Genomic DNA, 25,522 nt, shown 5'->3' with positions numbered 1-25,522 from the left:
GCAATTAATCTTATTAAGATTTTATAAATTTATTAATAATTTGGATTGAATTGCTGCGTGAATACCCAAACCAAGATGGCGATAGTAGCAATAATTGTAGTAATTCCATTAACTTCGCTTGTTGTCTATGGGACTGATACTAATCAACAGTTTACTAATTCTGATAATTCCAAACTTCAAGTAATTTCATCATTTAATCCATTATACGAATTCTCACAAATAGTAGGTCAGGATAAGATTGATGCAACATTATTGGTTCCCGTTGGAGTTGAACCTCATGATTGGGAACCTACAATAAAAGATGTTCAAGAAATGCAAAAATCAGATATAATTGTAATTAATGGAATAGGTTTTGAAAATTGGGTTGATGATTTAATTGAAAATAATTACTCCGGAATTATTGTTGATACGAGTAATGGAATTGATATTATTCAATCTGAAGAACAACACAATGAAGAACAACACAATGAACATGATGATCTTTTAGGTGATCCACATATTTGGTTAAATCCTGTATATGCAAAAATACAAGTTCAAAATATTGCAACTGCTTTTTCAAATTCTGATGCTAAAAATTCTCAATTTTATCATAAAAATGCAGAAGAATATAATAAAAAATTAGATTTACTAGATTTAAAAATCCAAAAGGAATTATCTGAATGTAGTAGAGATTTTATTGCATTTCATGATGCATTTTCTTATTTTGCAGATGAATATAATTTGAATCAACATACTATTCTTACAACAACTAATTCTCATGGAGAAGTTACTGCAAAAACATTAGAGAATGTAATTTCAAAAGCTAGAGAACTTAACATCAAAGTAATTTTTAGTGAAGAAACTGTTAACACAAAAACTTCTCAAATTATCGCAAATGAAATAGGTGGTAAAGTTTTGGTTTTATCTCCTCTTGAGATTGTATCAAATGATAATTATATCACAAAAATGACTCAAAACCTGGAAAATCTAAAGGAGGCATTATGTTGAAAGTAGTTGAAATCAACAACTTGACAGTTCAATATCCTGATGTTAAGGCTCTAGATGATGTGAGTCTGGTTGTTAATCAAGGTGACTTTTTAGGCATAATTGGGCCTAATGGGGCAGGAAAATCCACACTTTTTGCATCCATGCTTGGTTTGAATACAAAATACAAAGGAACAATCAAATTTTTTGATAAAGATATTAAAAAATCAAAAAATTATTTGAAAGAACTTGGATATGTTCCACAAAAACCAGTCTTTGAAAAAAACTTTCCAGTAACAGTTACCGATGTAGTTAGAATGGGATTAAGAAAAGAATCTGATGAAAATAAAATTGATGAAATTTTGCAACAGTTGTGGATACATGAATTACGTGATAGACGGATAGGCGAACTGTCTGGAGGTCAACAACAACGTGTCTTTATTGCAAAAGCTTTGGTACATAATCCAAAAATTTTGATCTTAGATGAACCAGTAACTGGAATTGATCAGCAAAGCATTGATTTGTTTTACAGTATACTTCGTGAATTAAACTCTAAACAAAAAATTACAATTATTTGGTCCTCTCATGATTTAGATGCAGTAAATCAACTAGCAAATCATGTAGCATGTTTGAATAGGACTCTGTTCTTTCATGGTGAATCAGAAAAATTCTTTTCAGATGATGATCTTGTTAAACAATATTCAGAAGCTTCTATGCAGGAACATATGCATCATCATTAATCATGTCTTTTGAAATTCTAACTTTTAGCTTCATGCATAGAGCCTTAATTTCTGGTGTTGCCATTGCAATTCTTTGTTCAATAGTTGGATTGTTCCTAGTCTTGAGACGATATTCCTTATTTGGTGATGCAATTGCCCATTCATCATTTGGTGGAATTGCATTAGGATTACTTGCAGGTGTTTATCCGCTATGGACAGCATATGGAGTTTCAATAGCTAGTGCATTAATTATTACAAAAATCAAAGATAGATACAACATATCTGGAGATGCATCTATTGCTGTACTCTTATCTTCAGGCATAGCAGTTGGGCTCGTGATTATTGGATTGTCTGGAGGTTTTACAATTGACATCTTTAGTTTTCTATTTGGAAGTATTCTACTTGTTAGTGTAGATGATACAATACTAATCTTAACTTTGACTGGTGTAATTCTAATTGTAATTTTGAGTCTCTACAGACAACTTCTCTATTCCACATTTAATGAAGAACAAGCTAAAGTTAGTGGTGTTCCTGTAGAAAAAATAAATTATTTGATAGTATTCATGGCAGGAATTACTGTAGTTACATCAATACAACTTGTAGGTGTATTGTTAATTTCAGCTCTATTTGTAATTCCAAATGTAACTGCAATTATGTATGGTAAAGGATTCAAACAAACTGCAATTATCTCAATGAGTTTCTCAATCTTTTCAGTTGTTTCAGGAATATTGATTTCTTATGTTTTTGATATTACTCCTGCAGGAACTATTGTCTTGGTAGCAATTGGATTGCTTGCAGGAACAATGGGAATAAAGTCTGCAGGATTATTATCTAAGAATTAATTAAAGAATTTAATCTTCTTTTATCATTTATACTCTTTACAAAAAACAATGATGTTGCAATAATCCCTAACGCAACTAATGGCGATGCAAGTTCTGTATATTTTATTTCCACATTATTTGATTCTTGAACTTGTGAAATAGAAACTGGAATTTCTGTCATTTTTATTGTGCCAATTTTATTTGATTGTTGTTCAACAAACCAAACATTGTCGTTTCCATCTGATGCCATGAATTGAATAAATGATGTTTCAGTTGGAATTGGAATTTCTATCAAGTCGTTATTGTCAGGATCATAAACACCTAAACTATCTACCGTATGTTGTGCAAACCAAATGTTTCCATATTTGTCAAATGTCATGCCAAATGGTAATGCCTCTTCATTAGGCACAGATATCTTACTAAATGTCTCTAAAATTGGGTTGAATTTTGTAATTGCCAATCCTGTATGTTCTGCAATCCATAGATTGCCATCTTCATCAAAAATCAGAGCTTCTGGTGCCTGCAAAACTGTTTCAGTATTAATTTGTGTTAATTTATTATTTTGAGGATCTATAAATCCAATTTTACCTGCACCTGTTGTAGAATACCAAACCTTCCCATCACTATCTAATGTCAATGCAAATGGAAGAGATTGTTTGTTTGGCAAACCTATCTCTTCAAATGTATCTTCTTCTGGTAAATATTTCAAAATTTTGTCTTTGTTGACAATTGTTATCCAAATGTTATCATCAAAGTCTGCTTTAAGGAATAATGGAGTATTTTCTGAAATTACTGGATCTAGTTTCGGTAGGGTCTTAGTTGTAATTTCTTTATTTTCAATATCCATAAATCCAATTTGGTTTCGAGGTGTGTCTGTAAACCAAATTTTTCCTTTGTTATCTTGTGTTAGAAAAGTTGTAGCTAAACCATCAAATGAATACGAAGTAAATTCATTTGTTTCAAGTGAAAACTCCCATAATCTAGGAGCAGATGCATCACTAATCCACAAAGAATCTTTTCCATCATATACTGCAAATAATGGTTTGGCATTTTCAGGTAAATCATATTCAATAATTTGTGTTTGAATATTTGCTAGTCTAGGTTTTACAAGTAAATTTAACATAATTGATTCATTGGCATTCTCTGTTCTTTGAGCTTCTATCTCTACTAACCATTCACCTGAAAATCCAAATGTTAATTCTCCTTGAAATTGAATCGGATCAGAGAGATTCTTTACTTCTATTGGAACTTCAATTGGGGAAATATTCTTTGATGGATTTGATATTTTCACATGAATTTGTTCTGAATCATAAAGTTGGTTTCCTTCAAAATCACTTACTTTTACTAGAATTGTATTTATTCCACTAGAAAATGGAGAAATATCGATATCAAATTTTGCATTTTCTGAAAATTCCATGGTTTTGAATCCATAGACGATTTCCTGTGCATCAACTTTTTGGATTTCACCTGCAGGTAAAGTTCCATTAGTTAGTAATGCAACAACTCCAAGAAGAATTATTCCTAAAATTGCTTCAACTCTAAGAGATTTTTTTAATTTTTTATGCACTGTTATCTTACCTGTTGAAAAATTCTTTTCAGCTTTATTTTGAATATTAAATTGCAAAAATCCACCCAATCCAACTATTATTGCCGCAATTGCAATTTTTAGAATAATTAACTGACCAAACACTGATTCTGTAATTAATCCTACATCACTTTCTAAGAACCACATTAAAGTTGGTCCAGTAATTATCACAATTCCTATAGAAATAATAAAAGCTATTGAGAATCTTGGTATTGCAAGTAGACTCATTTTCTCTCTACTAATTTCTTTTAATTGTGAAAATGTTGGAAGTAAAGTGAAAACAAAGTATATGATTCCACCAATCCAAACTGCTGAAACTAAATTATGAATGTAATCTAATGCTAAGGCTCCTATTTGTTCACTAGCTGCACCGTGACCAATCAAACTAGAAGTTGAAATTAATACTAAAGATGTAACAAGCAATGGAATTTGATTTTTCTTTGATAGGGTCTTTTTCTTATCCATTCCAAACCAAATACCGAGTAAGATAATTGTGATAATCGTTCTAGCAAGCCAAACTGTTCCAAAATATGTCCCTATCACATCAATTGGTGAAGTTTCTAATCTTACAGTTTGAACTACAATCATCAAAATATCTGAAATGAATACTAGCATCAATCCTATGCCCGTAATGGACATGAATTTTCCGTGATGAAAAATTTCTACTTTCTCTAATTCTTCTTTGATTAGTTGTTTGTTTTGTGTTCCCCAAATTAGTAATGATGCTATTACTGCACCTAAAACTATGGTTTGCCCTAAAATTCCAGGAAACCTCGCTCCAGCTTCAGGGAAAAATATTATTTCTGATTCTACTAATGATTTTGATAAATCATCGTCATGTACTATGACATCTCCAACTCCAAACAAGAATGCGCTTGGAACTAAATGACCATCAACTTTTGATAGAACTTTAACTGCTGCAGTATAGACTCCATCCTCTAATGGCGAAGTGGTGACAATTAGCGATAATTCACTTCCATCTTCATAATAGTTGGTATCTTTATTATCAATTTGATTTCCATTACTGTCAAAAACTTTGATTTCACTAAAGTTGATATCAACTGGTTCTGAAAAAAATACAATTACTTCTGATGTTCCTACAGGCGCATTTGATCCTAGACTTGGAATTGTTTCTTCTGTAAATGGATGAGCTGTTGCAAATGGAATTGAAATAAATGATAATACTAGTAAAATAAATAGAAATTTTCTCATTTGTTGATAAGATCATTTATGATAATTTAAAGAGTTTACATTTTTCTAAATTTGTACCAATTTACATAAAGATAATAACTGATGAATTGTCATTGATGGTCGTGAAGATAGCAGTTTTCGGCTTTATTGCATTATTGTTTTCAATAGGCATGATTGCACCCTCATTTGCACATACAACTGTTGAAGTTGGTCCATATGAAATTGAAGCAGGATGGGGAATTGAACCGCCTGTTGTAGGAATACGAAATGATCTAGTTTTCAAAATTACTGAGGCTGGAGAAACAGAAGGAACTCGTAGTGGTGTGACTAGTGTTTTCAAAAGTACTGATGCCACAGTAATGTATGGAGGTGCTTCCAAAAAAATTGATATTAATTCTGATCCAAGACCTGGATACTACTATTCACCAATCATTCCAACTAAAACTGGAAGCTATCTAGTAGAATTCAAAGGTGAAATTAGGGGCGTATCTGTAGATGTGAAAATACCTGTTGAAGATGTTGAGCCTACTGCAGTCTTAGATTTCCCACCTTCAAGTAGTGGAGGTGATACTGACATTGCAGCACTAAAGAATGCAATTTCATCATTACAACAAGATGTTTCGAAACTAAATTCTGGAGAAACTAAAGTTCCATCTGATGGTGGTCAAACTTATGACTTTGCAATATTTGGATTATCAATTGCAGCAGCAGCCATAATCTTAGCGATAATTGCTTTAGTAAAAAGAAAATAGAAAAAGAGGAATTCCTAAAATCTTGGAACGACTCTAGATTTTGCAGTAACTGCTACGATGCTTATGATTGCTACAGCTAGTATCATCATTGCAATTGTACCAAATTCTGGGACAACGTTTGAGAATACTACTTTTTCACCAATTGGTCCAGTTTTTGGATTATCTACTCCATAACCCTGGAAAGTGATTGTGATATTTACTGGATCTGATGAACCAAGAGCTTTTGTCATATGAACTCCTTTTCCATCGTGATGGTGTGCAGCTTTATCATCTAATACTGTATTACCATTTTGTGTAACTTTCATATCGTGATTAACATGTTCTGCACCTTCAAATTGAACACTGATTTCTAACATCTCACCTTTTGTTGGTGCTGTAGTCCAAACTGAAACCTTAGTACCGTCAGACAACATTCCTGTTGCTGATGCAGCACCTGTTGGCATCATCATTTCATCACCATGATCGTCACCATGATCGTCTTCTTCAGCAGCTCCTACTTCTTGTACAATGATCACTCCTTGCATCCAAGGATGAACCATACAGAAATAATCAACCTCTCCTGTTTCAGTTGGAGACCATTCGTATGTACTTCCTGCCATTACAAGACCGGAATCGAATAGAACCTGAACTGTTTCAGGCATTGTTGGATCTCCTGATGTGAAAGTGTGTGCTGCGCTATCTGGATTTGAAAAGATAACAACTCCACCAACATCAACTGTTGCAGTGCTTGGGATGTAACATCCCTCTGCGGTTTCTTCACAACCTGGTGCGCCAGAACCCTGGGCAGCTTCGACTGTGACTTCTGAATGATCTGCAAAAGCATCTGGTGCTGATATAGCAATGACAGATGCAATAGCAAATAGTACGAAGAAAGAGCTAATTGCTTTAGTCTTCATTAAAGGAATTACTTGGTGGGATACATAAAAACTTCACTGGAATTCCCAGAAATAAAACTAGTTTTTTCTAAATTGGTACAATTTTAGAATTCCAAATACAGGAATTCCTACATACATTCCAATATTTAGGATAATTAGAGAGATACCATATCCTAACATTTCTTGCTCTGAATCAATCTCAACGTGATTAAGTAAAGATAATGATGACAACATTGGAGTTAATCCAGCTTTGACAATTTCTTTGAAAATTGGATTTTCTCTTTCAAAGTCAGCTACACTTGGTGAAAATGAATAATAGAATTGATTAAATCCACTCATGAAAGCAGTTCCTGACTCTGTTGATAAAACAGTGTTATCTCTAAGTTCTCTTAGTTGTTGAACTTGTGGTGCCATTTCTGAACCATATGCTGCAGTAGCTATTAGACAACCACCATTTTCCTCAACAGGTGGAACATCATTGTTAGGTACTGGTTGAGCATGAGCATCGCCTACTATAATATCAAATGATACTGTTTCAGTTGGAATTGGTTGAAACAAAATTCCTTCAACTTCAAAGTCCATTGTATACATTCCTTCTCCAAGATTGAATTCAATTGGAATTTTTACAGAACCTACTGATGTATGAGTTAGTGGAATTGGTCCAAATACTCTTTCACCATCTTTTGAAACAGCAATTGTATAGTCAATATGTTCTTGAACTTTTTGAGTTTGAGGATTTAGAAAATCGATATTAATTTTTGTTTGAACATTTGGTTCTATAGTATCGTAGGTTAATTTTACATCTAGTGTTCCTTTTTCTGTAGGTAAAGTCTGTGATTCAGCAAATGCAGGAATAATCAATAACGGAATGAATAATACTGCAAGTAGAAATTTCATACTCTGACTTTAAAAATCGGAAATAAAAGTTGTACTCTGTTTTCTAATTAAAAAAATTGCCACGCGTAGGAATGCTGTACCAGCTTTAAATATGGAATTAACACAATTTTTGTATTGTATACTAAGATTGCATTATTCGTTTCAATAATTGGTATTTTCTCAATTGCAACTATTCTACCTGATGCATTTGGACATGGGCTTGGAGGAGATCAAGCTGAACCAATATCATTTGGTGGTATGGAAGTAACTGTTAGTACCCAATTGAGTCCATCTGATATTACTGTAGGTGACATTGATTCTGCTAACATGCAAGTTCGTTTCTTTGATACATTAACTGATGAAAATCTTGATAAGGTGACATATAGAGTAGAGGTTTGGCAAAGTGGTGAACTTTTGGCTAGAAATTTGTTTTATGATATGGATGGAAGATTAGATGTCAAAATTAAACCAAAAGCTGATTGTAATGAAATTAACCTTCATGAGTGCTCAACATATGGTGGTTCCCAACATGTCAGTGCACCTGGTGCTTTATTTGTACAAGGGGCAGATTGTACTGATGATAATTTAGATATTTGTGCAAGACCATCAATCACAGGTCCAATATTTGTTAAAGGCGGGTTGTACACGATCAGAGTTGACATTGAGGCTGCTACTAGTCCCAAATCAATTGTAGCTAATTTACTAAGTTATGAAACATTTGTTAGTGTCGCCCAAGTTCAACACTTTTCTTTTCAAACCGCTAATGCAGAAGAAATCCCAGTTGTAATCAAAACATATTATGATGATGTAGATAATTTCGCTTTTGATAAATCCGATAATTCAATATCATTTGACATGCCATTTGATTGGGATCCTGACTATGTTAGATTGGTTCAGGTAGTACATGAGGAAGTTAGAGTTCCAAAAACATTTGTCCCATATGCCGATGGAAAACAATTCAAAGGATATGTTAATGGTGTTGAAATTGATCAAAGGGCATTACTAAATGATCCATATTCATCAGAAGACACTAACATCGTTCATTTCTTAATTACTAAAAATGAATTAGAAAGAATCAACGAGACTCTTGGTCCATCAAATCATGGAAATCTGAAAATGGATTTGAAATTAGTTCCATTAGATGAAGCATCAAAAAGCTCTACTGAATTTTACCTTGTGGACACTACAAACTATGAACAAGTCCCAACTACAGTCAATATAGCATGGGATGGAAAATATGGGGCCAATCAAGAAATTCCTTTTGAATTTACTTTCTTTGATGATAATAGAGAACTAATCAAAGATGTAAGATATGCTTATGTTGTTTTAGATGAGAATGAAAATGAAATAGCCCGAAATGATGGTGTTGATTCAGCTAATCCAGGAATTGTATCTATTGAAGGATTAGATGTGCAAAAAATCTATGTTCCATCTGCAGGTCAAATTCGAGTTGATATTCTAGTTTATGGAACAGGATTTGATTATGATCCAACTTATGCCGGTATTGGGTCTGCAATAGTTGAGATTGGCCCTGGTTCTACAACAACTACTCCTGTTCCAGAAAAAGCATCAATTCCAGGCTGGATTAAAAACAATGCAGAGTGGTGGGCAGCAGGACAAATAGATGATGATTCATTTGTTCAAGGCATTCAATATTTGATTAAAGAAGATGTTCTAAAAATTCCTCCAACTTCACAAGGAACTAGTTCTGGTTCAAATGATATTCCCGCCTGGATTAAAAACAATGCAGAGTGGTGGGCAGCAGGACAAATAGATGATGATTCATTCATTCAAGGAATTCAATTCTTGATTAAAGAAGGAATTATGCGAGTACAATCATAGGTTTTTAAATAAATTCTGTTAAGTGATACTATAATGAAAGATATCAACGACATCATGCCAAAAGTTCCTAACATGAGATGGGGAGCTTTGATGAACAAAGCACCAACAAATGACAAAGTTAAAGAAATGAATAAAATTTTCCCAGACAATGGTAGATGGCATACAGTTTTTGAAGAAGAAGATCAAGTTACAGTTGATGGAAAAGAAATTAGAAAGAAAAATCCAGACAAGTGGACTTAGATTGAAAAATTTTTCATTATTTGCAGTTTTAATATTTTCATTTGTATTTGTTATAGGATTTGATAATGCATATGGTCACGGTGTGGGTAGTGAAACTTTTCCTCCTGTAGATCTAAATGGGAAACTAGTAACTTTAGAGGTTTCATCATCAAAAAGTGATCCTGAAGCAAGTGATGATCAACAAATCTCTATTTCATTAATTGATTTTAATTCCAAAATAACTCTACGAGATGTTACATTTCAAATAAAATCAGAACGCGGAGAACAATTTCTTTTTGAGCAAGAATTCAAAGCCGATAATGGATTCATAGTTTTTAATTTTGTATCTGAAGAAACTGATTCAATTATTCTCGAAGAAGAAAATGGAGGTGGATTATTTGGTTCATTATTGGGATTAGAAAGCAGAATGGTGCACGTTAAAGGTCCTAAACTTAGTGAAGGCGGCCTATACAAGCTAGATGTGAGTGTATTAACTGCAGATGGATATTCACAAAAATTAGATGAACCTCTAGTTTTCAATGCAGGGATTTCTATTGCCCAAACCTCTAGACATGATTTTGTTGATCCAAACTTTGGTGAACAAAATATTCATGTAATTACCTACTATGATGAAATATCAAATTTCAATTATGATTCAAATTCAAAAGAAATTAGCTTTTTCATGCCTTTTGATTGGACTCAATCCAACATCAATCAAACATCAGTTGTTCATGAAGAACTAGTGATTCCCAAAACATTTGGAGATTTACTAGTATCTGGATTTACAATGCATGTTAATGGAGTAGAATTATCTGAAGATATTGTAAACATTGATGACTTTTTTGCTGATGGTAGAATTGTTCATTTTATAATATATCAAAAAGAATTACAGAATATTTTTGATAGCAAATCAAATCAAAATGGAATGGATTTTGTTATAACACCAAATCGTGATTATCCTCATCTAAGTTCTGTAACTGAAAATGGACAGTTTAGAATTCTTGTATCTTGGGAACCAGAAAATTTAAAATCAAATTCAAATACAAAAATCCTTTTTGATGTAACTGATATTTTCTTAAAAAATAAACCGGTTGCAACAAATTATGAATTTTCAGTAACTCAGGATGATAGAATAATTTTTGAACAAAGCGGTGTTAGTACTGACTCAAAAGATGAACATAACATTGCAGAATTCTTTATGCCTGAAGATGTATCAGGCATTGTAAATCTAAATTTTAGAAACTTGGATAACAACAGTCTTGCAAAGACAACAATTCCAATTGTAATTGACAGAATATCGATAAATGAAGAGATTATCTTGCCTAATTGGATTAGAAACAATGCAGCATGGTGGTCAGAAGAACAAATCGATGATAATACATTCATTCAAGGTATCGAATACATGATCAAAAACAAAATAATTTCAATTCCACAAACTCAACAAGAAACTTCGACGTCAAAAGAAATTCCTTCTTGGATTAGAAATAATGCTTCCTGGTGGGCTGATGGACAAATCGATGATAAGACATTTGTTCAAGGATTGGAATTTATGATAAAGGCTGGAATTCTTCGTGTTTGATCGATTCTTATTCGATCAATGAACCAGTCGCTTTAAATCTCTAAAACCGTAATTTTGATCACTTTGTTTAGGCCTGAAAGAATAGTTGAAAGAAAATCCGCATTATTCTCAATTGTAGTTACTGGTGTAGTAGCAATTCTTGCATTACCAATTATCATTCCTCATCTTTTACATGGCTATCATTTAGCTCACATCTTTTTGCATGTGGGTGGAATTACACTTGCAGTGTTTATTTCAGTACTTGCAACTTTTGCATATTATAGATTAAGAACAAAACGACTTTTACTAAGTGCAACTGCTTTTGCAAATTTCATTGCAGCAGAAGTAGTGTTACTTGTTGATGCAACTTGGCCATCTGTCTTTGATATTGGAGATATGACTCTTCCAGAAATTGGACATTTATTGACATTTATTACATTAGGCTTATTGGCATTAGGAGTGTTTAGAAATGACTGATAGAGATACACAATTACAACAAATAATTGAACAAAATCCTGGCATTCAATTCCGTGAGATTATGCGTTCATCTGGATTAAAAAATGGAGTACTAAGTCATTATTTAGGAAAATTAGAAAAAAGTGGCATTATCAAAGTAACTCGTGGACCACGTCAATCAAGATTTTACCCACCTCAAATTACTGAAGCCGAATCAATTGTTATCAAAGCTTTGAGAAAACAAACTCCACGTGATTTGTTACTTGCACTAGTTGAAAATGATGGATTAGAATTTTCACAACTAGTTAAAGAAGTTAAAAAATCACCATCAACTGTTTCATTATACTTGTCACAAATTGTAGAAGACGGATTAGTAGAAATAAAACTTGTTGACCTAAAAAAGAGATATCATATTAAGGCAAGAGATCTAATAGATAAATTAATTGAAGATTACAGACCAAGCTTACTTGAAAAACCAACATCTGGATTCGAAGATATCATCAATTCGTTCTAGAGTTTTAGCCTCAAAAATCCCATTATTTTTGGGATTGTTAGTTGCAATATTGCTAGTTCCTCAATTAGCATTTGCTGATGTCTATGTTCCATTACATGAATACCTAGGATATTTTGATTCTAATGGAATCTATACTGTTGTTGGAAATGTAAAAAACACAAATGATTTTGGAATTGTTCCTACAATCACAGTTTCTGTTATTGATGATTCTAAAACGATTTCAAAAATTATTAATCATGTTCCATTAGGTCCTGGAAAAGAAATCCCATTTAAGATAAAGTTCCCTGAATTACTATCTAATACTCCAGTATTAGTTAATCCTGAAATTATATTTCAAAAAGCAATTACACATGATATTCCCATTGAAATACTATATGACAAAACTTTGGTAAAACACAGTGATGGTCACATTACAGGAAGAATCCAAAACACAGGAGATCAGACCATCTTTTATCCTAAAATTTATGCTGTAGTTCATGGATATGAGAACGTATTAGATATTACACAAAATATTGAATATATTGAAAAAATTGAACCGGGAGAAATCCTGGCATTTTCAATGTATCCTGATCCTGCAATTACTGAAGATGTCTTTTACTATAGCTGCTTTGCACCAGTAGATACTACTGTAATTCCTGTAACTGCAAAGAAAAATGATGGAGACTTTGACTTTAGATATGATTCAGGAGCTTGGTATTCTGCTGCAAAGTTTGATGAGACAGGAACTATACTAAGTATCAAAGGATACAACAGCTATCCGTTAGAGACATATGCTAATTTTGAATTTCCTCCAATTTCAGGAAATGAAAAATTCTCTGTTACTCTAAATGATGAACCTATAGAATTCATTCAAAGTATAGATGAGATGGGATTTTGGCATGTTGCCTTTCAAGTAGGTCCTACATCACAAGGTACGCTCAAAATTTCAGGTTTTGATAAAGGATTACCTCCTGAAATGCCAAAGATTCCACAATGGATTAAGACTAATGCCAATTGGTGGATAACAAATCAAATTTCTGATTCAGAATTTCTTGAAGGACTAGATTTTCTTTTTGAAAAACAAATAGTATCAGTTCCTGAGAGAGATGTAATTAACGAATCACAATGGAATATTCCTTCATGGGTAAAAAATCCTACAGGTTGGTGGTATGAAGAAAAAATTTCAGATGATGATTATCTAAATATTATTGAAAATTTAGTTAAAAGAAAAATTATTGTAATATGACAGGTACATTCGTCGAATAACCCATATCTGTTTTATAAAAAAACTAGAAATTGTTTCTAATGCAAACAAAAACAAATTTGCTAGTATTTTCACTAGCTGCAATTCTTTCTTTATCTGTTGTTGCAATGGGAGATCTTCCACAAGCAGTAGCTGATAAAGATCATGATGATGATCATGAGAAGAAACTCAACTTCAAGAAAAAACCAAGCTTTACAGCTACATTAAGTACAGTTCCTTCTACTCCTGAAGGTTTTGAAGGTACTGCTACAGCTAAATTTTGGCTGGATAAAGATGGTGATGCATTAAAGTACAAAATAACCATTGAAAATATGGATATTAGTGGCGGAGCAACTTCAGATGTATCTGACGATGTTACTAAATTGCATCTTCATGAATCACATCATGGAGCACATGTTCTTAACGTCTACAAAGCACCTGGAGAAGATGATGATAATTTAGTTGTAAAACCAACTAAAGGAATCATTAAAGGAATTTGGGATGATGGTGATGAAAACCAAACTTATGGTGGTCACAATAATTCTGAAACTTTAACCTCCCAACTAAAGAATCTATGTGAAGGAGATCTCTTTACTATGATTCATGGTGTTGGTGGTGTTGGAGTTCTCAAAGGTGATATTGAACCAACAAGTGACGGCGAAAAAATCTGTAAAAAATTAGATAAAAAAGGTCTACTTGAAAGTCCAATAGAAGAAGAACACTAATCCTAAAAATTTTCTTTTCTTTTTATTTTTTCATTCTTCGAATGTACCAATTTTGTTTTAATCTATTATACAATAGTAAATTACACAGGCCATAGTTAGGTGAGAAACAAAGGAGTCATTTTGGTACCGTTTCTCATCTCATTTTTTTAAATCAATGAAATTTTAATAATAGATATTCATAGCAATAGAAACTTGAAAATTCTACTTACTGCAATTACACTTTGCATATTTTTTTCAATTACTTTAGTTCCTGACATTTTTGGTCATGGATTGGGAGGGGAAGTTCTTCCTCCTGTAACTATTGGAGATAAAGATGCAACTCTATCCATTGGAATTTCTCCATCTATTTATGATGAAAATGAATCTGAATCAAACATCTCATTAAAGCTGTATCATTCTGAATCATTTGCAATAATTGAACATGTAACATATGAGTTTGAATTAAAAAAAGATGGTAAACAAATCTTTAAAGATATTTTTCATGACGAACTTGGATATCTTAACATCAAAGTGATAACAGATGATTCTGATAAAATAACAATTGAAGGAAATAAAGAACCTCTTTCAGATGGTTGGATGAATAGAGATTTTGAGCCTATAATAGTTAGAGGACCTGTCTTTACTTCTGGAGGATTATATGATTATACGGTAAAAATTCTTACAATTGATTCTGATTCTAACGTGTTAACTGATGAAATAAAATTAGAAGGAGCAATTAGTCTTGCTGAAAATAATTCTTTTACCATAAATGATGAACAAACAATTCAATTGATTTCGTATTTTGATCAGATTCAGAACTTTTCATTTGAATCAAACACAATAAAATTTTCAATGCCATTTGATTGGAATCAAGATCTAGAACAACTAAGTGTTGTACATGAAGAAATTAGAATCCCCAACACTTTTGATGGTTTTCTTTCTACAACATACACATCACTAGTGAACGACATTAAATTACCTGCTGATGCAGTAACAATAGATGATTATTCCTTTGAGGATAGAACAATTCACATAGTTTTGAATCAAAAATTAATCAAAGAAATTCACAATAATGCTATTGCTGATTCTGATTCGATAATGAATTTTGAGTTGAAACCAAGTCAACAGGTGACATTTCCTCTAGAGTTTACAACTCCAGATTTGAGATACAAAGTATTCCTATCTTGGGAACCTGAAATTATTCACACATCAGAAGAAGTAACATTTTTTGTAAGTTTTGAAGAATTATTCTCAGATAAAGCACAAAAAGTTGTTGAATATGATTTGAAAATAGTGCAAAAAGATTCTGAAATTTATTCAAAACATCTGATTGGCAATGTAAATTCCGCAAATCCTAACTCTTACAAAATAATTTTTGATGATAAACAATCAGGATCTGCAAATTTAGTTTTTTCAAATATTAATGGTAATTCGCTATCAAAAGGTAATTTCATTATAGTAATTGATTCATCAAATCAGGCTCAATCTGAATCCTCTAACATTCCATCTTGGATTAAAAATAATGCTGGCTGGTGGTCTGAAGGTACACTAGATGATGATTCATTCGTACAAGGCATTCAATTTCTAATCAAAGAAGGAATAATACAAATTCCAAATACACCACAAAATTTAGAATCTATGTCATCTGAAATCCCATCTTGGATTAAAAATAATGCTGGCTGGTGGTCTGAAGGTACACTAGATGATGATTCATTCGTACAAGGCATTCAATTTCTAATCAAAGAAGGAATAATACAAATTGAAAACTGAATAATCTTATTATACAAATTTTAATCAAATAAGTCATCTAATGTTTCCATTAAGAGATGAGAATCCCCATCCTCCAGGATTCAAACCAAAAGTTACGATTGCATTAATTATTGCAAATGTTATAGTATTTTTTATGGAGGTAGCATATACAGGACAATTTTTTGACTTTACAAATCAAAACGCGTTTACAATGTTTTACAATTGGGGAGCGGTTCCCGCTTGTGTCACAGGAACATACAGTGGAGTAGATACAGGAAATGGAATAGTGCAGTGTCCTGCATTTTCAGAAATCACTTTACTAACATCTACTTTCATGCATGGTGGTTTACTTCATCTTGGTGGAAATATTTGGTTCTTGTGGATATTTGGTGATAACATTGAACAAAAGTTTGGCAAAATAAAATATCTTGGAATTTATTTAATGTGGGGGATAGCTGCAGGATTAATTCACATACTTGGAGATCCTTCTAGTGCAATTCCTGCAGTTGGAGCATCTGGTGCAATTTCAGGAGTTCTTGGTGCATACTTGATGATTTTCCCAAGGGCGAGAATTCAGACTTTCATGATGCTTGGATTCTTTTGGAGAATGATGCATATTCAGGCTCGATGGTTCTTACCATTTTGGTTAGTCTTTCAAAATCTATTACCATTCTTCATTGGAGGATTCGGAATTGCAGGTGGAGGTGTAGCATATCTTGCACATATTGGTGGATTTGCAGTTGGTTTAGGAACTGGTTATCTTTACAAAAAAATGCACAGTTCTGACTATACATATGGTACAAGATATGGTTACAGACCAGACTATTGAAAGAATAAATCTCTGAATCTACTTGGAATTCACATGCCTTTGATTACAGTGTCAATGTATCCTGGTAGAACTCAGGAACAAAAAGACGAATATGCAAAAGCAATCACAAAATCAGCAGTTGAAATTCTAAAAACAAAAGAAAGTCATGTTATTGTTGTTTTTGAAGACAATCCTAAAGAAAATTGGTTTTTAGCAGGAAACCAACTTTAATTATTTTTAAAAATATTTGACTGGAAAATATCCCTCCAGTCCAGGGTTGACATACACACTATGATCGGTTTGTATTGTATAGTACAAATTTACATAAGAAGAAAATGGTACATTTCTAAGTTGTACCAATAGTTTATCCTTTTATTGTGATGTGATTAATTACTTTCATGAAAGTTGCAGTTATTCAATTCAAAGCATCAACTAACAAGGAAGTTAACTTAAAAAAAATTATTTCATACATTTCAAAAGCAGCAACAAAAAATGCAACACTTTGTGCGTTCCCAGAATTTATGATGTTTTATACAAATTCATCTCAAACTTCAAAACAATTAGCAAATTTATCTGAAACAATTAATGGAAAATTTGTTAGCACTATTGCAAAAGCTGCAAAAGAAAATAAAATCCAAGTTGTAGGTTCATTTTATGAGAAAAGTAGAACAAAAGACAGAGTATATGATACTGCATTTGTAATTGACAAATCAGGCAAAGTCATCTCTACCTATCGTAAAATACATCTCTATGATGCACTAGGATTTAGAGAATCAGATAAAATGAAATCAGGCTCAAAAATTTCAAAGCCAATCAAAACATCGATTGGAAAAATTGGAATGATGATCTGTTATGATTTAAGATTCCCAGAGATGTCAAGATCACTTGCAGCTGCAGGCTCTGAAGTACTAGTAGCACCATCAGCTTGGGTAAAAGGAAACATGAAAGAAGAACACTGGATTACAATTAACAAAACACGTGCAATTGAAAATGGATGTTATGTTATTGCACCAGATCAAGTTGGAAATATTTACTGTGGGCGAAGCTTGGTAGTTGATCCATATGGAAAAATTTTACTTGATATGAAAAAGAAACAAGGAATCAGTTTTGTAAATATTGATTTAAACAAAGTAAAACAAACAAGAAAAATTTTACCATTACTAAAAAATAGAAGAACCGATGTTTATCCTACTTTGAAGGCTTAGTCTTTCTGCTTTCACAATTAAAATTTCCACACTGTTTAGTCCACTTTTGATTTCGAGTGTATCGGAAAATAATCATTGGCCATTTGCAAACCTCGCAAGGCATTTTTGTTGCCCTCATTCTTGCTCTTTGTAATAGTGGTGATGATGCTTTGCATCCGCTATAATAGTTTGAACAACCCATGAATCGTTTTCTTGTGGCTTTATTTCTGATCACCATCAATTCTCCCAGTTTACATTCAGGACATGGAACTAGACCATTTTTAGGAGAATTTGTTCCAAGAATAATGTATTTTTTTTCCTTTGATGACCAAGAAAGAAACCCATTACTATCAAAATACTGAATAATTTCTTTTTTGAAGATACTAGTTCTAGACTTTGTAGTTTTGACTACATGTCTCATTACAGGTTTTTTGATCTGAACTGTTTTGAGACTTGATTTTCTTCTTGGCATTTTCTATGATGAATTTACTAAAACAATTTTTATAGGGAAATGGGTCAGTGACATTTGTGGAAAAGGTTTGTGTTCTTGGCGCTGGTAGCACCAAATATGGAAAATTAAGTGAAAGTATAGCTGATATTACCACCCAGGCATCAGTTGCAGCCATAGAAAGTGCAGGAATTTCCCCAAAAGACATCCAAGCATCTTACATTTCAAACGTTTTTGGAGTTGCTGATAAGCAAGTCCATATTGGTCCAGTCTTGATGAGCCGATTAGGAATTCCAGATAAACCATCATTAACCATAGAGTCTGCTTGTGGAAGTGGCTCTGTATCTTTTAGAGAAGCCTATGCAAATGTTGCAGCAGGATTTTATGATTGTCTAGTTGTTACTGGTGTTGAAAAAGTAACTCACACAGGAACTGAATGGACAACAACTTACTTTGCATATTGTTCTGACTTTTTCTATGAAGGCCAAGCCGGTGCATCATTTCCAGGTTTGTTTGCATCAATGGCAAGAGCTTACTTGACAGAGTTTGATGCAACTGAAGAAGACTTTGCAGCAGTTGCAGTAAAGAATCATGATAACGGAGTTCTAAATCCTAAAGCACACATGCAAAAGAAAATTACTGTTGATGATGTAATGAACTCTGCAGTAGTTGCAAGTCCACTAAAACTTTATGATTGCTGTCCATTCTCTGATGGTGCAAGTTCTGTTATCCTTTGTTCTGAAAAGTTTGCAAAAGCCCATGGTGGTGATTACATTGAAGTTACTGGTTCTGGTAGAGGTGGTTCACCTGCAGCTTTGCAAGGACGAGAACACATGACTACAATTCCTAGTACAAAACTTGCAGCAGCAGATGCATATAAGATGGCAGGTATTACTGCAAAAGATATTGACTTTGCAGAAGTACATGATTGTTTTACAATTGCAGAAGTAGTTGACACTGAAGACTTGGGATTCTTTGACAAAGGACAAGGTATTCAAGCTGTTCGTGAAGGTAGAACAAAATTAAATTCTGACATTTCTATTAATCCATCAGGTGGTCTCAAATCAAAAGGACATCCAATTGGTGCAACAGGTGTTGGACAAGTAGTAGAAGTATTTGATCAACTAACTGGAAAAGCTGGTGATAGAACTGTTAAAGATGCAAAAATTGGTTTAACTCATAACTTTGGTGCAACAGGTGCAAGTTGCGCAGTTCACGTATTCCAAAGTGTATAACATGACTATTGAAGAACAACTTATTGAATATGCCAAAGAAGGCAAACTACTGACTCACAAATGTACTGAATGTGGATATCTTCATTTATCCACAGCATATTATTGTCTAAAATGTGGTAGCAAAGGATTTGAAGATACTATTTTGGATGGTGTAGGCTCAGTTGCCACCTATACAATAATTACCGTAGCTCCTGCAGGCTTTGAAAAATACACCCCATATGCCTTTGTTGTAATGAAAGTAGATAATACAGATTTGAGAATTTCAGGATTTATGCCAAATATTGCTACCCCTGATGATCTCCCTGTAGGAATTAAAGCAAAAATTGCTGGATTTGATGAACGCGGAATTCTCATCGAAAAACAGTAAAATAATTTGCTTGAATTATTAAAAAAAATCAGAATCTTTTCTTAATTATTTTGGATATGTGATCAATTCTATGTCAGTAGAAATTACATGTGGTAAATGTGGAGAAAAGATCACGAACATGAAGATGTTAAAATCTCTAAAAGATGTACTTAATCCAACAAATGGAAAATGTCCATCATGTGGACAGAAACTTTCAACATCAGAGTTTTCACTTGATGTTCAAGAAAAATAAATAATTGATCATCTTAAAGATCTTTTTCTCTTTTCAGAGAATCTGATCAAATACTGTCACAAATAATCTAGTCACAAGTCTTATTTACTGCATTAAATTTAGGAACAATAGTGAAACAAACCGAAGAAGATTTAGAATTAGATCTTGATGTAGATGCTGATCTAGATGATGATTCTGAAATCGATATAGATCTAGATGACGATGATTCAGATCCAAAACGAGGTGGAATCTTACAATCTACCTCAAAACGTGTGAGAATGATTTTCTCTGTTATGGCAAGTCCTAACAGAATAGATATCTTGAGAATTTTAAATTCTAAAGGCCCATTAACTTATTCAGAATTAAAATCTCTAGCTGGATTCAAATCAAAAAAAGAAAGTGGCAAATTTGCATACCACTTGAGAAAATTACTCAGACAATCACTTGTTGCATTAAATAAATCAGAAAGACGTTATACAATTACAAATCTTGGAAAACTTGTTCTAAGTTTAGCTAGACAAATTGAAGAAAGATCAATTATTGAAAGTGGAAAAATGTATGTCAGAACATCATCTGAATCAATTGAAGAATTTAATTCGCATAAAATTATTCAATCATTAGTTAGAGAAGGAAGTCTTCCATTAGAATTAGCACAGAAAATTACTGAAGAAGTTGAAAATAGAATTTACAAATATCAAACTACCTATCTTACAGGCGCATTAATCCGTGAAATGGTTAATTCTGTTCTGCTTGAGCACGGTCATGAGGAATACAGGAACAAACTTGCACGCCTAGGCTTGCCTGTTTATGATGTTCAGGAAATGATTTCTAATTTAGATGATGTAGATAATGGTGCTGAGGGACTCTTGTTTAATACTGGACAAAAAGTTTTTGCAGAACATCTTCTTACCAACGTTTTACCAAAGGATGTGGCAGATTCTCATCTCTCTGGAGATTTACATATTTCTAACCCTGGTGTATGGTCAATGATTCCTGATACAATATTTGTAAACATTAAAGAATTAATTGAAGATGGAGTTGATCTTGGTGGAAAATATCTTGATGTATCAAGAATTCCTGCATCAAAACAACTTGATGAAATTACAAGTTCATTATCTGTAGTTATTGCTTTACTATCAAAAGAGGCTTCACAAGAAATTGTACTAGATGGTTTTGTTGCATTGTTTACTAAACATTCAAAATCATTACCAGAACTTGAACAAAAATTAACAGATGCATTTGCAACTGCATCAACAACTTCAAAATATAATAAAACAAGCACTAATGTTTCAATTCGTTTACAATTGGGAACTGATACAAAAATCATTCACTCAATTATTAATGCATACAAAAATTATGTTGCAATTACACCAATTCCAAAGATTGGATTAATCATTGATGCTGATAAAGGAAAAGTATCTGATGTTTCACAAGCAGTAGCAGAAATTCTCTCCATAGGTGGTAAAGTAATGTTTGCTAAAGGTCAAACATCAAGTTATGGAATTACAAATGGATCTACTAAAGCATCAGGCCCTCTCTCGATCACTTTACAATCTGTTTCAATCAATCTTCCAAGATTGGCATTTGAATCAAACAAAGATGAAACTTACTTTAGAGCAAGACTTGCATTACTAATGAAACCCGCACTAGCTTCAATGGCACTAAGAAAGAAAGAGATCTCTGATCTTACAAGAAGAGGTCTTAATCCAATTCTTGCAAAGAATACTCAATACATGCAAAGAAGTTCTGTTTCTCTCGTTGTAAACTTGGTTGGACTCAAAGAAGCAGTTTTCAATATTCTAGGTTTCCAAGATAACAAAGAAGGACGAGATATACTTCATAAAGTCATTGAGACTGCAGTTGATGTAGGTGCCAAAAAAGGCAAAGAATTAGGCGACACAGTGGCTATTTCTATGACTGAAACTGAAGGATCTGGCCGTTTTGCTACTCTGGATGGCGAAAAATATGGTAAAAATTCATCTCTAAATTCAATGGACGCTGATTTCTATTCTCAGGGAATTGTCATCAATGCTTCAGAAGTTTCTGATTATACTAACAAAAGTGAGCCTATCTCCGAATGTAACAAGCTCTCAAAATTACTCAATGGTGGGTTACTTGTAACATTAGATATTGACAAAGATGCAAAGGTTGAGGATATCAAAAAATCAATTGAGAAAGCATCAGAACTCACACCTGCTTTCAAACCAACAAGACATACAGCCATTTGTGGTGAGTGTGGTTTCAAAGATGAGCAGTTTGATGACAAGTGCCCAAAGTGTAAGTCACCATACGTTGTCTGAAAATCGTAAATGAAAAACTAGTTCCGATCATTTTTCAAAATATTTTGATCAGTTTCAGATCTCGCGATCATTGTTAACTACTATCAATGCTGTACAAATATGAACTTCATAATGTATTCAACCCGATCCAATGCAAATTGGAGCGTTGTCAATTTTATTGAATCAAAGTTTTAGGAAAAACCGACAAATAGTTTATACCTCTATTCATTCTACCCTTGTCGGGGAGATTATAATGGATAATTCACAAATAGAAAATACGATCAGTGAGATCCGTAAGCGCAGTGGCGTAGTTACGGCTTTCAATAAAGATAAAATTTCAAATGCCATTTACCAGGCATTGGCAGCCACCTCTAAAGCCGATCGTGGCGTTGCCGACAAACTAGCAGAAGATGTAGTTAACAAGTTAGTAGAACAAGGATTTACTAGTTCTAGAGCACCTACAGTTGAAGATATTCAAGATATTGTAGAGTCAACTTTAATCGATAGTGGCAATAGCGATATTGCAAAAGCATACATCGTTTACCGACATGAGAGAAGAAAACTAAGAGACGAAAAAATGAAGGTCTTAAATCTAAAGGCTCTAGATCCAGTCTCAAAGAAATTTGACTTGAATTGTCTTAGAGTTCTAGCCTCTAGATATCTATTCAGAAATTCAAAAAGTGAAATTATTGAATCACCAACTCAAATGTTTGAGAGAGTTGCAATTTTAGTCGGTATTGGTGACATGCTATATGATTCACAAATATTTGACAAATCTGGTAGTCATAAACAAGACATTGAACAAGCAAACTCTTATCTTGAAAAATTAGATGCCTTTGACTATAAATTCAAAGTCGGAGATTACTTCTTCAATAAATGGCACTTTAGGGCTTTAATCAACCACTATGTAACCCTAGCCAACAAAGGTCAAATGAAAATAAGTTTCAAAGATTTGTTGACACTTCTAGCAGGAAAAAAACTTGAAAGTTATTCAGACAAAATTACTGAATACTTTACAATGATGACTGCCCAAGACTTTTTGCCAAATTCACCAACAATGATGAATGCAGGTGGAAGACTAGGACAACTTTCAGCATGCTTTGTACTTGGAATGAATGACGGCATGGAGGAAATTATGAAATCCACTTCTGATGCTGCATTAATCTTCAAATCTGGCGGTGGGGTTGGAATCAACTACTCTGATCTTCGTGAAGAAGGTGACATTGTAGCATCAACATCTGGTGTTGCATCCGGTCCAGTATCTTTCATGAATATTATCAATACTGTCACTGAAGTTGTAAAACAAGGTGGTAAAAGACGTGGTGCAAACATGGGAATCATCGAAGCATGGCATCCTGATGTAGAAAAATTCATCACAAACAAAACAGAAGCAGGAGTTTTAGAGAATTTCAACATTAGTGTTGGAATCTGGGAAGACTTTTGGCATGCACTTGTAAACACAACTGATGGTAACTATGTTTTACGTAGTCCACGTGATAAAAAACCAGTTAAAGAAATCAATGCACACCAACTAATTGATCTAATTGCATTATCTGCATGGAAGAGTGCAGAACCTGGTTTGATCTTCTTTGATCAAATTAACAAATACAATGTATTTGCAAAAGCAAGAAAAGCACCACTAAGAGCAACAAATCCGTGTGGTGAACAAAGTCTCTATCCATATGAATCATGCAACTTGGGTTCTATCAACTTGGTAAATCTTGCAAAAAGACAAGCTGATGGTTCTTATGAATTTGATTGGCAAGGATATGAAGAGATTATCCGAAAGACAACCAGATTCTTGGATAACATCATCGATGTAAATAATTATCCAGTACCAGAAATCAATACTGCATCTAAAGAATCTAGAAGAATTGGATTAGGTGTAATGGGAGTAGCTGATCTGTTATACAGACTAAAAATCCCATACAATTCTAAAGAAGGATACGAACTACAATCAAAATTATCTGAAGCCCTAACATACTATTCTATGGAAGAAAGTGTCGCACTTGCTAACGCTCGTGGTGAATTCCCACTCTGTGCAAAGACAGAATTCCCTGAAGGAAAGATTCCAGTATCTGGATATTATGAGAAATCAAAAGATGCTCATTCTTACGAATGGGATCCATTGATTGAAAAAATCCAGAAATATGGTATTAGAAATGTCTTAACAACCACAGTGGCCCCAACTGGAACCCTATCTATGATTGCAGACTGTTCAAACGGAATGGAACCTGCATTTGCTCTAGTGTTTGAGAAGAGAGTTACTGTTGGAAGATTCTTCTACACAAACAAAATTCTTGAAGAAGCCCTAAAAGAAGAAGGTCTCTACACAGATGAAATTCTTGAAAAGATTGCAGATAACTATGGCTCATTGAAAGGAATAGACGAGATTCCACAATGGATGCAAGATGTCTTTGTTACCGCAATGGATATCCATTGGGCTGATCATTTGATGGCTCAAGGTGTTTGGCAAGATTGGATTGGCAATGCAATTGCAAAAACAATCAACATGCCATATGATGTAACAGTAGAGGATGTAAAATCTGCATACTTGTTAGCACATGAAATTGGTCTAAAAGGAATGACTGTTTATCGTGATGGTTCAAGACACAAACAAGTTCTTCATATGACAAGTGAGAATGCAACAAAGACCTTTGAGGTTACACCAAGTGATTTCATGACTGAGTTTGTAACTAAAAATATTACAAATCCATACATCAAATCTCAAGTCAATGCTGCACTTGCATTAAAGGTTCATGACGAAGAAATAACACTAGAACCTCCAAAGATTGAAGAACTTCCTGAGGACAAACTATGTCCAACATGTAAAAATGCTCTTGTCTTTGTTGAAGGATGTAGTACCTGTATCGAATGTGGATACAGTGGTTGTACTTCTGGATAAATAACAGAATCACAACTTTTTTACTTTCTTTTATTTTCC

24 protein-coding genes are annotated in these 25,522 nt (G+C 33.4%); 20 read left to right on the top strand and 4 right to left on the bottom strand.

What is annotated here, in order from left to right; translation table 11 throughout:
* Window positions 1–57 precede the first annotated feature (57 nt).
* The 3 genes from C5F47_RS08925 to C5F47_RS08915 are packed head-to-tail and all read left to right on the top strand — an operon-like array spanning window position 58 to window position 2,524.
* A complete protein-coding gene (locus tag C5F47_RS08925; protein WP_179360716.1) occupies window positions 58–987 on the top strand; it encodes a metal ABC transporter solute-binding protein, Zn/Mn family in 930 nt (309 codons plus the stop codon).
* On the top strand, window positions 981–1,703 hold the full coding sequence (locus C5F47_RS08920) for a metal ABC transporter ATP-binding protein (protein WP_179360715.1): 723 nt from the start codon (window positions 981–983) through the stop codon (window positions 1,701–1,703). The genes C5F47_RS08925 and C5F47_RS08920 overlap by 7 nt, the downstream gene beginning before the upstream one ends.
* 32 nt (window positions 1,704–1,735) lie before the next feature.
* Window positions 1,736–2,524: a metal ABC transporter permease gene (locus C5F47_RS08915; RefSeq protein WP_179361838.1), complete on the top strand. Its 789-nt coding sequence runs from the start codon at window positions 1,736–1,738 to the stop codon at window positions 2,522–2,524.
* Here the strand turns inward: C5F47_RS08915 and C5F47_RS08910 are convergent.
* A complete protein-coding gene (locus tag C5F47_RS08910; protein ID WP_179360714.1) occupies window positions 2,514–5,300 on the bottom strand; it encodes a copper resistance CopC/CopD family protein in 2,787 nt (928 codons plus the stop codon). The two genes, C5F47_RS08915 and C5F47_RS08910, sit on opposite strands and share 11 nt — an antisense overlap.
* 101 nt (window positions 5,301–5,401) lie before the next feature.
* On the opposite strand from C5F47_RS08910, the gene C5F47_RS08905 reads away from it, so the two are divergent.
* Window positions 5,402–6,031, top strand: a complete 630-nt coding sequence (locus C5F47_RS08905) for a hypothetical protein (protein ID WP_425489566.1) — start codon at window positions 5,402–5,404, stop codon at window positions 6,029–6,031.
* 14 nt (window positions 6,032–6,045) lie between these two features.
* Here C5F47_RS08905 and C5F47_RS08900 read toward each other — a convergent pair whose 3' ends face one another.
* Both C5F47_RS08900 and C5F47_RS08895 read right to left on the bottom strand, forming a co-directional pair.
* The gene (locus C5F47_RS08900) at window positions 6,046–6,927 is read right to left on the bottom strand and encodes a PEFG-CTERM sorting domain-containing protein (RefSeq protein ID WP_179360712.1); all 882 of its coding nucleotides are present in this window, start codon (window positions 6,925–6,927) and stop codon (window positions 6,046–6,048) included.
* 57 nt (window positions 6,928–6,984) lie between these two features.
* Window positions 6,985–7,803, bottom strand: a complete 819-nt coding sequence (locus C5F47_RS08895) for a CFI-box-CTERM domain-containing protein (RefSeq protein WP_179360711.1) — start codon at window positions 7,801–7,803, stop codon at window positions 6,985–6,987.
* 114 nt (window positions 7,804–7,917) lie between these two features.
* On the opposite strand from C5F47_RS08895, the gene C5F47_RS08890 reads away from it, so the two are divergent.
* The 11 genes from C5F47_RS08890 (at window position 7,918) to C5F47_RS08840 (ending at window position 18,059) form a co-directional block, all read left to right on the top strand.
* Window positions 7,918–9,624: a peptidase gene (locus C5F47_RS08890; RefSeq protein ID WP_179360710.1), complete on the top strand. Its 1,707-nt coding sequence runs from the start codon at window positions 7,918–7,920 to the stop codon at window positions 9,622–9,624.
* Between the two features lie 33 nt (window positions 9,625–9,657).
* Window positions 9,658–9,864, top strand: coding sequence for a hypothetical protein (locus C5F47_RS08885; protein WP_179360709.1), 207 nt, complete (start codon window positions 9,658–9,660; stop codon window positions 9,862–9,864).
* On the top strand, window positions 9,821–11,422 hold the full coding sequence (locus C5F47_RS08880; RefSeq protein WP_179360708.1) for a peptidase: 1,602 nt from the start codon (window positions 9,821–9,823) through the stop codon (window positions 11,420–11,422). The genes C5F47_RS08885 and C5F47_RS08880 overlap by 44 nt, the downstream gene beginning before the upstream one ends.
* 63 nt (window positions 11,423–11,485) lie before the next feature.
* Complete coding sequence (locus C5F47_RS08875; protein WP_179360707.1) at window positions 11,486–11,878, top strand: hypothetical protein; 393 nt, start codon at window positions 11,486–11,488, stop codon at window positions 11,876–11,878.
* Window positions 11,871–12,371, top strand: coding sequence for a winged helix-turn-helix transcriptional regulator (locus C5F47_RS08870; RefSeq protein WP_179360706.1), 501 nt, complete (start codon window positions 11,871–11,873; stop codon window positions 12,369–12,371). Before C5F47_RS08875 ends, C5F47_RS08870 begins: the two co-directional genes overlap by 8 nt.
* On the top strand, window positions 12,325–13,596 hold the full coding sequence (locus C5F47_RS08865; protein ID WP_246271097.1) for a peptidase: 1,272 nt from the start codon (window positions 12,325–12,327) through the stop codon (window positions 13,594–13,596). The genes C5F47_RS08870 and C5F47_RS08865 overlap by 47 nt, the downstream gene beginning before the upstream one ends.
* 59 nt (window positions 13,597–13,655) lie before the next feature.
* On the top strand, window positions 13,656–14,318 hold the full coding sequence (locus C5F47_RS08860) for a CHRD domain-containing protein (RefSeq protein WP_179360705.1): 663 nt from the start codon (window positions 13,656–13,658) through the stop codon (window positions 14,316–14,318).
* Window positions 14,319–14,510: 192 nt separating this feature from the next.
* The gene (locus C5F47_RS08855; RefSeq protein ID WP_179360704.1) at window positions 14,511–16,067 is read left to right on the top strand and encodes a peptidase; all 1,557 of its coding nucleotides are present in this window, start codon (window positions 14,511–14,513) and stop codon (window positions 16,065–16,067) included.
* Window positions 16,068–16,107: 40 nt separating this feature from the next.
* The gene (locus tag C5F47_RS08850) at window positions 16,108–16,875 is read left to right on the top strand and encodes a rhomboid family intramembrane serine protease (protein WP_179360703.1); all 768 of its coding nucleotides are present in this window, start codon (window positions 16,108–16,110) and stop codon (window positions 16,873–16,875) included.
* Window positions 16,876–16,908: 33 nt separating this feature from the next.
* Window positions 16,909–17,085: a tautomerase family protein gene (locus C5F47_RS08845; RefSeq protein ID WP_048114848.1), complete on the top strand. Its 177-nt coding sequence runs from the start codon at window positions 16,909–16,911 to the stop codon at window positions 17,083–17,085.
* A gap of 167 nt (window positions 17,086–17,252) precedes the next feature.
* The gene (locus tag C5F47_RS08840) at window positions 17,253–18,059 is read left to right on the top strand and encodes a carbon-nitrogen hydrolase family protein (RefSeq protein WP_179360702.1); all 807 of its coding nucleotides are present in this window, start codon (window positions 17,253–17,255) and stop codon (window positions 18,057–18,059) included.
* Here the strand turns inward: C5F47_RS08840 and C5F47_RS08835 are convergent.
* Window positions 18,043–18,510, bottom strand: a complete 468-nt coding sequence (locus C5F47_RS08835; protein ID WP_179360701.1) for a DNA topoisomerase — start codon at window positions 18,508–18,510, stop codon at window positions 18,043–18,045. The two genes, C5F47_RS08840 and C5F47_RS08835, sit on opposite strands and share 17 nt — an antisense overlap.
* A gap of 47 nt (window positions 18,511–18,557) precedes the next feature.
* Here C5F47_RS08835 and C5F47_RS08830 point away from each other — a divergent pair, with 47 nt between their 5' ends.
* From C5F47_RS08830 to C5F47_RS08810, 5 genes are all read left to right on the top strand, one after another.
* On the top strand, window positions 18,558–19,721 hold the full coding sequence (locus C5F47_RS08830; RefSeq protein WP_179360700.1) for a thiolase domain-containing protein: 1,164 nt from the start codon (window positions 18,558–18,560) through the stop codon (window positions 19,719–19,721).
* A 1-nt stretch (window position 19,722) separates the two neighbouring features.
* Window positions 19,723–20,088 carry a Zn-ribbon domain-containing OB-fold protein gene (locus C5F47_RS08825; protein ID WP_179360699.1) on the top strand — a complete coding sequence of 122 codons (366 nt, stop codon included), beginning with the start codon at window positions 19,723–19,725 and terminating at the stop codon, window positions 20,086–20,088.
* Window positions 20,089–20,158: 70 nt separating this feature from the next.
* Entirely contained in the window at window positions 20,159–20,320 is a 162-nt protein-coding gene (locus C5F47_RS08820; RefSeq protein ID WP_179360698.1) for a hypothetical protein, read from the top strand.
* Between the two features lie 110 nt (window positions 20,321–20,430).
* A complete protein-coding gene (nrdD, locus tag C5F47_RS08815) occupies window positions 20,431–22,599 on the top strand; it encodes an anaerobic ribonucleoside-triphosphate reductase (protein ID WP_179360697.1) in 2,169 nt (722 codons plus the stop codon).
* A 232-nt stretch (window positions 22,600–22,831) separates the two neighbouring features.
* Entirely contained in the window at window positions 22,832–25,483 is a 2,652-nt protein-coding gene (locus C5F47_RS08810) for an adenosylcobalamin-dependent ribonucleoside-diphosphate reductase (protein ID WP_179360696.1), read from the top strand.
* Window positions 25,484–25,522 lie beyond the last annotated feature (39 nt).

It is taken from the genome of Nitrosopumilus cobalaminigenes, assembly GCF_013407145.1.
Lineage (GTDB): Archaea > Thermoproteota > Nitrososphaeria > Nitrososphaerales > Nitrosopumilaceae > Nitrosopumilus > Nitrosopumilus cobalaminigenes.
This window is presented reverse-complemented; position numbering and strand designations above follow the sequence as displayed.